General features: G+C 71.7%; 6 protein-coding genes and 1 pseudogene. 3 read left to right on the forward strand and 4 right to left on the reverse strand.

Annotated elements, in window-relative coordinates; genetic code table 11:
* Positions 1 to 440: 440 nt before the first annotated feature.
* Positions 441 to 3,815, reverse strand: coding sequence for a pyruvate carboxylase (locus GEV28_RS38740; RefSeq protein ID WP_291418757.1), 3,375 nt, complete (start codon positions 3,813 to 3,815; stop codon positions 441 to 443).
* A gap of 170 nt (positions 3,816 to 3,985) precedes the next feature.
* Entirely contained in the window at positions 3,986 to 5,143 is a 1,158-nt protein-coding gene (locus GEV28_RS38745; protein WP_291418759.1) for a S8 family peptidase, read from the reverse strand.
* A gap of 184 nt (positions 5,144 to 5,327) precedes the next feature.
* Between GEV28_RS38745 and GEV28_RS38750 the strand changes: the two genes are divergently transcribed.
* Together GEV28_RS38750 and GEV28_RS38755 are read left to right on the forward strand one after the other, a co-directional pair.
* Entirely contained in the window at positions 5,328 to 7,601 is a 2,274-nt protein-coding gene (locus GEV28_RS38750; protein WP_291418760.1) for an MMPL family transporter, read from the forward strand.
* Positions 7,602 to 7,624: 23 nt separating this feature from the next.
* Positions 7,625 to 9,280 (forward strand): hypothetical protein, encoded by a 1,656-nt coding sequence (locus GEV28_RS38755; protein WP_291418762.1) that lies wholly within the window; start codon positions 7,625 to 7,627, stop codon positions 9,278 to 9,280.
* Between the two features lie 98 nt (positions 9,281 to 9,378).
* Here the strand turns inward: GEV28_RS38755 and recG are convergent, their stop codons facing one another.
* Positions 9,379 to 11,559, reverse strand: coding sequence for an ATP-dependent DNA helicase RecG (gene recG / locus GEV28_RS38760; protein ID WP_291418764.1), 2,181 nt, complete (start codon positions 11,557 to 11,559; stop codon positions 9,379 to 9,381).
* A 127-nt stretch (positions 11,560 to 11,686) separates the two neighbouring features.
* On the opposite strand from recG, the pseudogene GEV28_RS38765 reads away from it, so the two are divergent.
* Positions 11,687 to 12,201, forward strand: a pseudogene (locus GEV28_RS38765) (DinB family protein).
* Positions 12,202 to 12,262: 61 nt separating this feature from the next.
* Here the strand turns inward: GEV28_RS38765 and GEV28_RS38770 are convergent.
* A partial coding sequence (locus GEV28_RS38770; RefSeq protein WP_291418766.1) for a dihydroxyacetone kinase occupies positions 12,263 to 13,448 on the reverse strand: 1,186 nt, incomplete at its 5' end.

Here is a 13,448-nt window from a genome sequence, read left to right on the forward strand (position 1 = left end):
GCCAGACCCGACGTTGCCGCTCAGTCAGATGCGGCTTGACCGCGTCATAGCGGCGTTCGAGAGAATCCATGACCAGGCTCATAGCACAGACCATAAACACCCCGAGACCAAAACCCAAGTTATTTTACTACGAGCCCTTAGCGGCGGAGCACCCGGCGCTGGAACTTGTGGTGCTCGACCCGGGAGCTGGCCGCGATGCTCGCCGAGGAGTTCACCCCGCGGCCACAAGGTGCCGACCGGCCGGCTGCCGTACTGGCTCATGTGGACGCTCGCGCACTTCGGCCGGTCACCGCGCGTCGGCCTCGACTTCGCGAACGCCCCGAGCCGGTCAGCACGGCGAAGGCGACCCGCGAGCTGGGCCGGCGGATGCGCCCGTCCGTGAGTCGCTCGTGGACACCGCCGAGAGCCTGACCGCGCGCACGGCTGGCACCCGCGCGCGGTCAGCTCAGCACGACCAGCAGGTCGCCGCCCTCGACCTGTGCCACCGAGCTGATCGCCAGGCGCTCCACGGTGCCGGCCTTCGGCGCGGTGATCGACGCCTCCATCTTCATGGCCTCGATCGTCGCCACCGTGTCGCCGACCTCGACCGCGTCGCCCTCGCCGACCTGCAACGTCACGACCCCGGCGAACGGCGCCGCCACGTGGCCCGGGTTCGCGCGGTCCGCCCGCTCGGCCGCCGGCAGGTCCGAGGCCACCGAACGGTCCCGCACCTGGATCGTGCGCAGCTGGCCGTTGAGCGTGGCCATCACGTTGCGCATGCCACGCTCGTCGGCCTCACCGATCGCGGAGAGCTCGATGAGCAGCCGCACGCCCTTCTCCAGGTCCACCGGGTACTCGATCCGCGGCTTCAACCCGTAGAAGAAGTCCTTGCTCTCCAGCACGCTCGTGTCGCCGAACTGCTCGCGGTGCGCGAGGAACTCCCGGGACGGCTCGGGGAACAGCAGCCGGTTCAGGGTCGCCCGGCGGTCCTCGGCGAGCCCGGTCAGGTCCTCTTCGGACAGCGTGACGGGCGGCTTCGCCGCGGCCCGGCCGGAAAGCGCCTTGGTGCGGAACGGCTCCGGCCACCCGCCCGCCGGGTCGCCGAGGTCGCCGCGCAGGAAGCCGATCACCGAGCCCGGCACGTCGAACTTGCCCGGGTCGGCCTCGAACTCCTTCGGGTCCACCCCGGCGCCGACGAGGTGCAGCGCGAGGTCACCGACCACTTTGGACGACGGGGTCACCTTGATCAGCCTGCCCAGCATGCGGTCGGCCGCCGCGTAGGTCGCCTCGATCTGCTCGAACCGGTCGGCCAGCCCCAGCGCGGCCGCCTGGGTGCGCAGGTTCGACAGCTGCCCGCCCGGGATCTCGTGCGTGTACACCCGCCCGCTCGGCCCCGGCAGCCCCGCCTCGAACGGCGAGTACACCTTCCGCACGATCTCCCAGTACGGTTCGAGGTCGCAGACGGCCTTCAGCGAGAGCCCGGTCTCGCGCTCGCCGTGGTCGGTCGACGCGACGATCGCCGACAGCGACGGCTGCGAGGTGGTCCCCGCCATCGACGCGCTGGCCCCGTCGACCGCGTCCACGCCGGCCTGGGTCGCGGCGAGGTAGGTGGCGAGCTGGCCACCCGCGGTGTCGTGGGTGTGCAGGTGGACCGGCAGCTCGAACTCCTTGCGCAGCGCGGTCACCAGCCGGTGCGCGGCCGGCGGGCGCAGCAGCCCCGCCATGTCCTTGACGCACAGCACCTGCGCGCCCGCGCCGACGATCTGCTCGGCCAGCTTCAGGTAGTAGTCCACTGTGTACAGCCGCTCGGCCGGGTCGGACAGGTCGGCGGTGTAGCACAGCGCGACCTCGGCGACCGCCGTGCCGGTCTCGAGCACGGCGTCGATGGCCGGCCGCATCTGCTCGACGTCGTTGAGCGCGTCGAAGATCCGGAAGATGTCCACCCCCGCGGCCGCCGCCTCGTGCACGAACGCGGTCGTCACCTCGGTCGGGTACGGCGTGTACCCGACGGTGTTGCGCCCGCGCAGCAGCATCTGCAGGCAGATGTTCGGCAGCGCGGTCCGCAGCGAGGCCAGCCGCTCCCACGGGTCCTCGGCGAGGAACCGCAGCGCCACGTCGTAGGTCGCGCCGCCCCAGCACTCCACCGACAGCAGCTCGGGCATCGTCTGCGCCACGTACGGCGCGACGGTCAGCAGGTCCTTGGTGCGCACCCGGGTGGCGAGCAGCGACTGGTGCGCGTCCCGGAAGGTCGTGTCGGTGACGCCGACGGCCTTGGCCTCCCGCAGCCAGCGCGCGAAGCCGTCGGGACCCAGCTCGTCGAGCTTCTGCTTGGACCCCGCGGGCGGCGGGCCGAGCTCGATCGCCGGCAGCTTCTCGGCCGGGTCGATGACCTTCGGCCGCTCGCCGTGCGGCTTGTTGACCGTGACGTCGACGAGGTAGGTGAGCAGCCGGGTGCCGCGGTCGGCCGAGTGGCGCGCGGTCAGCAGGTGCGGCCGCTCCTCGATGAACGACGTGGTGACGTTGCCGGCGAGGAAGTCCGGGTCGTCGAGGACCGCCTGCAGGAACGGGATGTTCGTGGCCACGCCGCGGATCCGGAACTCGGCCACCGCGCGCCGCGCCCTGGCCACCGCGGCCTGGAAGTCGTGCGCGCGGCAGGACAGCTTGACGAGCATCGAGTCGAAGTGCGCGCTGATCTCCGTGCCGGAGAACGCGGTGCCGCCGTCGAGCCGGATGCCCGCGCCGCCCGGCGAGCGGTAGGCGCTGATGATCCCCGTGTCCGGCCGGAAGCCGTTGGCCGGGTCCTCGGTGGTGATGCGGCACTGCAGCGCGGCGCCGCGGGTGCGGATCTCCTCCTGCACCAGGCCGAGGTCGGCGAGCGTCTCGCCGGCCGCGATCCGCAGCTGGGAATGCACCAGGTCGACGTCGGTGACCTCCTCGGTGACCGTGTGCTCGACCTGGATGCGCGGGTTCATCTCGATGAAGACGTGCGTGCCGCTCCGGTCGAGCAGGAACTCGACGGTGCCGGCGTTGCGGTAGCCGATGTGCCGGGCGAACCGCACCGCGTCCGCGCAGATGCGCTCGCGGATCTCCGGGTCGAGGTTGGGCGCCGGCGCGATCTCGATGACCTTCTGGTGCCGGCGCTGCACCGAGCAGTCGCGCTCGAACAGGTGGATCACACCGCCGGCCGCATCGGCGAGGATCTGCACCTCGATGTGCCGCGGCGAGATGACCGCCTGCTCGAGGAACACGGTCGGGTCGCCGAACGCGGACTCGGCCTCGCGCATCGCCGCCTCGACCGACTCGCGCAGCGCGCCCGCCTCGAGCACCCGGCGCATGCCGCGCCCGCCACCACCGGCGACCGCCTTGACGAACAGCGGGAAGCCCAGCTCCCCGCCGGCCGTGAGCAGCTCGTCGAGGTCGGCCGAGGGTGCCGACGAGCGCAGCACGGGGAGGCCGGCCTCCCCGGCCGCGGCCACCGCGCGGGCCTTGTTGCCGGTCAGCTCGAGGATCTCCGTCGGCGGCCCGACGAAGGTGATGCCGGCGGCCGCGCACGCGCGGGCCAGCTCCGGGTTCTCCGACAGGAAGCCGTAGCCGGGGTACACCGCGTCCGCCTCGGCCCGCCGCGCCGCCTTGATGATCTCCTCGACGGACAGGTACGCCCGGACCGGATGACCCGGCTCGCCGATCTCGTAGGCCTCGTCCGCCTTCATCCGGTGCAGCGAGTTGCGATCCTCGTGCGGGAACACCGCGACCGTGCCGGCGCCGAGCTCGTATGCGGCGCGGAACGCGCGGATGGCGATCTCCCCGCGGTTCGCGACGAGCACCTTGCGGAACATGCCGGACACCTCCTGGTCGGCGGTAACGAGTCCCGCCGACGTTACCCGCTGCGTCCCGCTTGTCGGGAGGACCGTCCCACGTGACGGGCACCTCAGCCGGCCCCGCGAAGAAGGCGCCCGCACCGCGTGAGCAGTGCGGGCGCCGGATCGGCGTGGCTGGGCCTGATCGGTCAGGGGCCGACGTAGAGCAACGCGTTCACCGTGTTCGGCGGCACGTTGCACAGCAGGCACCGGGTCGCGGTCGACGTGAGGTGGGCCGCCACCTCCGCGGGTGTCGCGGTCGGGTGGTCGTGCAGGTACAGCGCGGCGCCGCCGGCCACGTGCGGGGCGGACGCCGAGCCGGACAGCGTCATGGTCGCGGTGTCCGAGCCGATCCACGGGCCGGTGATCTGCACGCCGGGCGCGTAGATGTCGAGCGCCGGGCCGTAGTTGGAGAACGAGGCCACGCAGTCGTCGCGGTCGCTGCCACCCACCGTGATCGCCTCGGCCACCCGTGCGGGGGAGAAGTTGCTCGCGTCGGCGTTCGAGCCGCCGGCCACCACCGAGTAGGTCACCCCGGACGCGATCGACGCGCGGACCGCGTTGTCGAGCGCGACGTTCGCGCCGCCGCCGAGGCTCATGTTGGCCACCGCGGGGTGGACCGCGTTCGCGGTCACCCAGTCGATGCCCGCGATCACGTCGGAGATCGAGCCGGAGCCGTTGTCGTCGAGCACCTTCACCGGCACGATCGTGGCGTCCTTGGCCACGCCGAACAGCTCGCCGGCGATGATGCCGGCCATGAACGTGCCGTGACCGTTGCCGTCGTCCGCGTCGGTGTCGTCGTCGATGAAGTCGTAGCCCGGTGCGACGCGCCCGCCGAAGTCCTGGTGCGTCGGGCTGACCCCGGTGTCGATGACGTAGGCGGTGACGTTCTCGGCCCGGTTCGGATAGGTGTAGAGGCCGTCCAACGGCTGCTTGCGTTCGTCGATCCGGTCCAGGCCCCACGATGGCGGGTCCACCTGCGTGCCGAACGTGTGCACCGGCGTGTCCGGCACGACGTGGGCGACCGCGCCGTCCTTGGCCAGCGCGGCGGCCTGGTCCTCGGTGAGGCGTAAGGAGAAGCCGGACAGCGCGGCGGTGTAGGTGTGCTCTACCGCGCTGCCGAACCGTTCGGCGACCGAGGCCGCCCGTGCTTGCACGCCGCCCGCGTCCTTCAGGACGACGATGTAGCCGGCGGTCGGCGCCGCCGGTTGCGCGCTCGTGGGGGCCGCCGCCATCGCGGCGGCAACGGTGCCGAGCAGACACGCGACCCCGACCTTCGCCATCAGCTTTCCACTGCGCAGAGTCATACCTCTGTCGGTAGTCGACGAACCGGACATGAGCAAGGTTCACCAATTGCCACCTGCATTTCGTTTGCCTTTGCCATTTCGCCCTGGGGCTACCCCTACCCCCCGTTCGGGGGCGCGCACCCGTGTGCCCGGCGCCTGCCGCCGAGACCATTTATCCGTTGACACACAAGGAAAGGAACGACAGGTGAGCAGGCAACCAGGAACGGTGCGCGTTGCTCGGTGGAGCGCGACCCACCCGTGGCGGGCGATCGGCCTGTGGGTCGTGTTCGTCGCCGTGTGCTTCGCGGCGGGCTCGTGGGCCGGGACCAACACGGCCTCCGACGAGGACATGGCCCAGGGCGAGTCGGCCCGCGCGACCGAGATCGTCGACTCGGGGAACTTCGACGACCCCGCCGAGGAGAACGTCCTGATCACGGCGCGGTCGGGACAGCTGGACCGGGCCGCGGCCGACGCCGCGGCGGCCGACGCCGCGACGCGGCTGGGGGCACTGGAGGAGGTCGCCGGGGTCGGCGACCCGGTGGAGTCGCACGACAAGCAGGCGCTGCTCGTGCCGGTGACGATGGCCGGCGACCCGGACTCGGCCGACGAGCGCGTGGGGACGCTGCTCGACGCGACCGCGAAGCTGCAGGGGGACCACCCGGACGTGCGGGTGGCGGAGGTCGGCGGCGCGTCGATCGACAAGGGCATCACCGACCAGGTCGCCAACGACCTGTCGAAGGCGGAGTTCATCAGCCTGCCGATGACGCTGCTGATCATGCTGGTGGCGTTCGGCGCGATCATCGCCGCCGGGGTGCCGGTGCTGCTCGCGCTGTCCGCGGTCGGTGCGGCGTTCGGGCTCTCCGCCCTCGCCTCGCACCTCGTGCCGTCGGTGGACACGATCTCGAGCGTCATCCTGCTGATGGGCATGGCCGTCGGCGTCGACTACTCGCTCTTCTACCTCAAGCGCGAACGGGAGGAACGCGCGAACGGCAACCCGCACGTGCGGGCGGTGGAGATCGCCGCGGCCACGTCGGGGCACGCCGTGGTGGTGTCGGGCTTCGCGGTGATCGTCTCGATGGCCGGGCTGTACCTGGCGAACGACGCGGTGTTCTCCTCGCTCGCAACCGGTTCCATCATCGTGGTGGCGGTGGCCGTGCTCGGCTCGGTGACCGTGCTGCCCGCGCTGCTGGCGACGCTGGGCCGGCGGGTGGACCGGCCGCGGGTCCCGCTGCTGTGGCGGCTCACCAACCGGACCGGGCCGCCGCGGGTGTGGCCGGCACTGCTGCGGCCGGCACTGCGCTACCCGCTGGCGACGCTGCTCGTCACGATGGTCGCGCTCGGCGCGCTGGCCTTGCCCGCACTCGACCTCAAGCTGAAGTCGACCGGCGAGGACGACCTGCCGCGCACGATCCCGGTGATGCGGTCCTACGACCGGCTGACCGGGGCGTTCCCGGGCGAGGGCGTGAAGCACCTGGTGGCGGTCCGCGCCGAGCCGGGGCAGGCCGAGCAGGTCCGCACCCAGCTGGCCGCGCTGTACGACAGGACCCGCGACGACCCGCTCTATGCCAGCGTCGCCGACCCGCAGATCCAGGTGTCCGACGACGGCCGGGTCGCCCTGCTCGACGTGCCGACCCGGCAGGCGCCCGGCACCGACGGCGCGGCCGAGTCGGTGGCGAAGCTGCGCGACGTGCTCGTGCCCGCGACGGTCGGCACGGTGTCCGGCGCGGAGAGCGCGGTGGGCGGCTCCATCGCGTGGGACGAGGACTACACGCACAACCTGTCCGACCGGATGCCGCTCGTCATCGGGTTCGTCCTGCTGCTGACGTTCGTCATCATGCTGGTGACGTTCCGGTCGCTCGCGATCGCGCTCACCGCGTTGCTGCTGAACATGCTCTCCGCGGCGGCCGCGTTCGGCACGCTCGTGCTCGTGTTCCAGCACACCTGGGCCGAGGGGATCCTCGACTTCCACTCCAACGGCGCGATCGTTGCGTGGATCCCGCTGTTCCTTTTCGCGGTCCTGTTCGGACTGTCCATGGACTATCACGTGTTCGTCGTGAGCCGCATCCGGGAGGCCGCACGCCGTGGCATGCCGACGAAGCAGGCGGTGGGGGAGGGCATCAGCCGGTCGGCCGGAGTGGTCACGAGTGCCGCGATCGTGATGGCGTCGGTGTTCGCGATCTTCGCGACGCTCTCCATGAACGAGATGAAGCAGCTGGGCGTCGGGCTCGCGGTGGCGGTCTTCCTCGACGCGATGGTCGTCCGGGTGCTCGTGCTTCCCTCGCTGATGGCGCTCCTCGGACGGGCCAACTGGTGGCCGGTCGAATTCGCCGTCAGGACGAAACCCGAATTGATGATCACCCGACCGAGAGGATCCCGCAGCCGGTGCGGTGACCAGTCCGACCGAAGGCCATCTCACCGTTCATCGACGGTGAGGTGGCCTTCACCGCTCTTATCACCCTCCTGCCTGAGTCACCCCTAGGGGGGACCATCTAAAGTGTGGCAATGCCTGCTGGTGATTCCGACGCAAACAGCCGAGTCCCCCGTTTCGACACCGTTCTCCGGGGCTACAACCAGCGCCAGGTCAACGAACGCGTCACCAGACTCACGTTCGATCTCGGGCACGTCCAGAAGTCTCGCGACGAGGCCGTCGCGAAGGTCGCCGAGCTGACCAAGGCGTTGGGCAGTGCCCAACAGCAGCTGATCGACGCGAAAGCCCAGCTCAACCGCATCACCTCGAACCCCACCAGCAACGAGGCGATGTCCGAGCGTCAGCGGCTGATGTGGCAGCTGGCCGAAGAGGAGATCGCGGAGTTCAAGAAGGACGCGGAGACCTACGACCGCACCACCCGGGCCGACGCCGACGAGTACAGCCACTCGATGCGCGCGAAGGCCGACGCTCACGCGTCCAAGACCAGAGAGAACGCCGACAAGTACGCCGCCGCCACGCGCGGCGAGGCGGACGAGCACGCGGCGGAGATCCGGTCCAACGCGGACAACTATGTCGCCTCCACCAAGACCGCGGCCGACGAGTACGCCGCCGGCGTGCGGGCCGAGGTGCAGCACTACTCCAAGGAGCAGAAGGCCAAGCACGAGGCGACCACCGCCGAGCTGGCCCAGCGCCGCAAGGCCCTCGAGGCCGAGTACGCGAAGAACCACTCCGCGCTCGAGACCGAGTACGAAGGCCTGAAGGCGCGTCAGGTCGCCGAGCACGACCAGCTGATGGCCGAGGCCCGCAACGAGGTCGAGCGGGCGGCCAAGGCCAACGAGGAGCGGATCGGCCAGCTCGACGCCGCCGCCCGGCAGCGTCGGGAGCAGCGGGACGCCGAGGCCGCCAAGCAGCGCGAGGTGCTCGACGCGAAGGCCGCCGACAAGCGGGCCTCGCTCGCCGACGAGGCCGAGGTCGCGTTGCAGGCGCAGCGCACGGAGCTGGAGCGGGAGTTGGCCGAGCGGGCCACCGTCGCGAAGGACCGGGCCGGCAAGATCGTCGGCGACGCCGAGCGCGAGGCCGCCAAGATCCGCGAGGTGGTCGCCGCCGAGCGGAACGAGGCCGAGCAGATCCTGGGCCGGCGGGAGACCGCGGCGCAGCGGCAGGCCGCAAAGATCGTCGACGACGCCAAGCGGCGGGCCGACGAGTCGGACAAGTCCCTCACCGAGAAGCGCACGGCGACCGAGAAGCACCTGGCCGAGCTGGAGCAGATCGCCCAGCAGCAGGCCGAGAAGGCGGTGGCCGATGCCGAGGCCCGCAGCCAGGCGAGCGACAAGGAGATCGCCGAGCGCCGGGGTCGCATCGAGAAGGACCTGACCGAGCAGCAGGCCAACGCCAAGATCCGCGCCGCGAAGATCATCGAGGACGCGGAGCAGCGCCTGGCCGAGGCCCAGGACCGGACCCGTCGCGCCGACGAGTTCGAGCGCCGGGTGTCCGAGCAGGTGAGCGCCACCTACGCCATCCTCGGCGAGGCCCGGCGCCACTTCTCGAAGGCCATGGGCGGCGAGGCACCGGACAAGCCGGCGGACAAGACGGTGGCGAACCACCCACCGGTCACCGCGCCCGCCGCGCAGTCCCAGCCCCGCTCCCAGCAGCCCCACTCCCAGCAGTCGCAGGCCCAGCCGAAGCCGCAGGGCAACCCGATCAAGACGCCCGTCAACGGCAACAAGTAACCACTACACCGTCCGAACGGCGCCTTCGTCCCGGTGGCGAGGGCGCCGTTCGCTATTTCCGACCTGCGACAGGTCCCGACGATATGTCGCAGCCGATTTCAGACCTTTTCGAGATACTCGGCCCGCGTGTCATTGACCAAGTTGGCCACCATCTGGGCCAGTCCCGGGAAATCGGCCAGATCCGGCGCATGGGCGACGAGCGCCTGCGCCTCGGCCCGGGCCTCGGCGATCAGGTCCTCGTCGCGCAGCAGCGACAGCAGCTTCAGCGCCGACTGCTTCCCCGACTGCGTGGCCCCGAGGATGTCGCCCTCGCGCCGCATCTCGAGGTCGACCCGCGCCAGCTCGAATCCGTCCAAAGTGGACGCCACGGCGTCCAGCCGGTCCCGGGTGGCCGTCCCCGCCGGACTCTCGGTGACGAGCAGGCACACCCCGGCGGCCTTGCCCCGGCCGACCCGGCCGCGCAGCTGGTGCAGCTGGCTGACCCCGAACCGGTCGGCGTCCATGATGACCATGGCCGTCGCGTTCGGAACGTCCACCCCGACCTCGACGACGGTCGTCGCGACCACCACGTCCAGGTCGCCCGCGGCGAAGGAGCGCATCACCGCGTCCTTCTCGTCCGTGGGCAGCCGCCCGTGCAGCACCGCCAACCGCAGCCCCGACAGCTGCCCGGCGGCGAGCTCCTCGGCCACGTCCAGCACCGCGAGCGGTGGCCTTCGACCGTCCGAATCGGACTCCAGCGCCTCGTTCACGTCCTCGTCGGCAGACTGCTGCTCGCCGATCCGCGGGCACACCACGTAGGCCTGGTGCCCCGCCGCGACCTCCTCGCGCACCCGCTGCCACGCCCGGTCCAGCCACGCCGGCTTCTCGGCCACCGGCACCACCGCGGTGCTGATCGGCGACCGCCCCGCCGGCAGCTCCCGCAGCGACGACGTCTCCAGGTCGCCGTACACGGTCATCGCCACCGTGCGCGGGATCGGCGTCGCGGTCATCACCAGCACGTGCGGGCTCTTGTTCTCCCCCGCCCTGGTGCGCAGCGCGTCCCGCTGCTCGACGCCGAACCGGTGCTGCTCGTCGACCACCACGAGCCCGAGGTCGGCGAACTCCACCTTGTCTTGGATGAGCGCGTGGGTGCCGATCACGATCCCCGCCGCGCCACTCACGACGTCCAGCAACGCCTGCTTGCGCTGTGCGGCCGGCAGCGACCCGGTGAGCAGCGCGATCCGCGTGGCGTGCTCGGCCCCGCCCAGCTCCCCCGCCTGCGCGAGGTCGCCGAGCATGGCGGCGAGCGTGCGGGCGTGCTGCGCGGCGAGCACCTCGGTGGGCGCGAGCAGCGCGGCCTGCCGGCCCGCGTCGACGACCTGCAGCATCGCGCGCAGCGCCACGACGGTCTTGCCGCTGCCGACCTCGCCCTGCAGCAGCCGGTTCATCGGGTGCTCCTTGGCGAGGTCGACCGCGATCGCCTCGCCGACCTCCCGCTGGCCCGCGGTGAGCGTGAACGGCAGCCGCTGGTCGAAGCCGGCGCCGAGGCCCGCGGGCTTGCGCGCGCAGACCGGCGCCGGCCGGGCGAGCGCCGCGTGCCGCCGCTGGGCCAGCGCGAGCTGCACCGCGAGCGCCTCGCCCCACTTGAGCCGCTCCTTCGCCACGTTCACGCCCGCCCAGTCCTTGGCCTGGTGGATGGCCCGGACGGCCTCGTCGTAGCTGATGTAGCCGTGCCGCGTGCGCAGCTTGTCGGGCAGCGGGTCCTCCATCGGGTCGAGCATGCCCAGCGTCTGCCGCACGCACCTGGCGAGCTGCCAGGACTGCACCTTGGCGGTGGCCGGGTAGACCGGGATGAGGCCGATGAACTCGCCGATCGCGTCGACGTCGGTGTCCTCGTCGAGCGGGTGGTAGTCGGGGTTGGTGAGCTGCAGCTTGTTGTGGTAGATCGAGACCTTGCCCGCGAACAGCGCGCTGACGCCCGGTTTCAGCTTGGCCGCGTGGTGGCGCTGGTTGAAGAACTTGCACTCCAGCGTGCGCATGCCGTCGGTGAGGACGACCTCGAGTATCCAGCCCCGCTTCTCCCGCATCCGGCGCTCGTTGACCGACTTCACCCGCGCCATCACGGTGGCGTGCTCGCCGAGCTCGAGCCCGGCGATGTCGGTGAGCTGGCCGCGTTCGGCGTAGCGGCGGGGGTAGTAGTGCACGAGGTCGCCGACCGTGTGCAGCTCCAGGGCACCGGACAGCGCCTTGGCCGTCTTGGCACCCACCGCCAGCTCGAGCCTGTCATTCATGGAGACCATCGCCCGCGATTATGTCGCGTGCCCCCGACAATCGGTTTCCGCCGCCCCGGTGAGGCGGCAGAAACCGTCGGTGCCCGGTGGCAGACTCCGAGCCATGAGCCAGCCCCTGCCCGAGACCAGCTTCTCGATGAAGATCGAGAGCCCGCAACGCCCCGACCCGCCCCTGCTCGGCGACGAGCGCACGATGCTCGCCGCGTACCTCGACTTCCAGCGCGTGACACTGGCGCTGAAATGCGCGGACATCCCCGACCGCGAGCACTCCACCCGCCTCGTTCCGCCGTCCGGGCTGTCCCTGCACGGCCTGGTCCGGCACCTGGCCGGCGTCGAGCGGTGGTGGCTGCACATGCAGTTCGCCGGCGACGACGTCGAGCTGCTGTACTACTCCGACGACGACCCCAACCAGGACTTCGACTCCCTGACGGCTCGTTCGAGGAGGCCTTGGAGGTGTGGCGGCGCGAGTGCGACCGGTCCCGGGAGATCGTGGCCGCCGCCCCGTCCCTCGACGCCACGGGCACCCGCCGGCAGACCGGCGAGTCGTTCTCCCTGCGCTGGGTGCTGCTGCGGCTGATCGCCGAGTACGCCCGCCACCTCGGCCACGCCGACCTGTTACGCGAACGGATCGACGGCGCCACCGGCTGGTAGCGGTGCTGTGCGATGGTTCGCGCCGCTCCTCCACTACTCGCCGTCTTCCCTCCTGCGCTGCTCACTCCACGCCGAGGATCAGCACCGCGTCGGGCTGGCCGCCGTGGTAGATCACCAGCTCCGCCTCCGGGTGCTCGCGGCGCAGGTAGTCGGTGAGCTCGCCGGCGAGCTCGTCGGGCGCGTCGGCGCCGAGCAGTGCGGTCACCAGCTCGCCGCCCATCCCGAGCATGCGCTCGGCCACGCCGCACGCGGCGCGGTCGAGCACGTCCACGGCAGGTGGGCCGGGCTCGATCAGCACCACCTCGCCGTCGGCGAGGCCGATCACGTCGCCGGCCTCGCACGCGCCGATCCAGGTGATCGCGGCCTCCTTCGCGACCACCACCTCACCCCGGCGAGTGGCCGCGGCGGCCTCGGCCATCGTCACCACGTCGTCGGCGGCGCGACGGCGCGGGTCGTGCACGGCGACGGCGGCCAGCACCTGCACCGGTGACACGCACGGCACCACCACCACGTCCTGCCCGGCGGCCACCGCGCGGATCGACGCCTCGTCGGCCACCTCGATCAGGCCGGCGTCGGCGGGCAGCACACTCACGTGCGACGCGCCGGTGCCGGTGATGGCCTCGAGGAGGCGGTAGGCGGTCTCGTCGTCGGTACCGCCGTCGTTCCCGTCCACGAACAGAACCGTGACGCCCTCGCTGATCAGGAGGTCGGCGAGCTCGGTGCTGCGCGCGGGCACCACCACGGCCCGGTCCTTCACGAACCGGGAGGCCTCGGCGGAGGGCGCGTCGGCGAACCGGGCCACCCGGATCTGCCGGGGCCGCCCGGTCTCGACCCCCACCTCGACGGCCGCGCCCACGTCGTTGCAGTGCACGTGCACGGTCCACAAGCCCGCGCCGTCGCCCACCACCGACACGCAGTCCCCCAGCCCCACCAGCGTGTCCCGGAGCCGCCCGATGGGATCGCCCGTCCCGGCGCCCGTCGAGGCGACACTCTCGAGGAGGTACATGACCTCGTAGGCGAACTCGTCCGACCCCGACTCGCGCGCGGTGTACATGGAGTGCGCGGCGACGACCCGCTCCCGGCTGGCCCGCTGGGCGGCGGCGAGCGCCGCGGGCCGCTCGGTGACCACGGCCACGAGCGCGTCCAGCAGCACGACCACCCCACGACCACCGGCGTCGACGACCCCCGCCTTGGCGAGCACCGGGAGCTGGCGTGGCGTCTCGTCGAGCGCCGCCGCGGCCGCGGCC

Origin of the sequence: Actinophytocola sp. (assembly GCF_009379765.1) — a bacterium.
Lineage (GTDB): Bacteria > Actinomycetota > Actinomycetes > Mycobacteriales > Pseudonocardiaceae > Actinophytocola.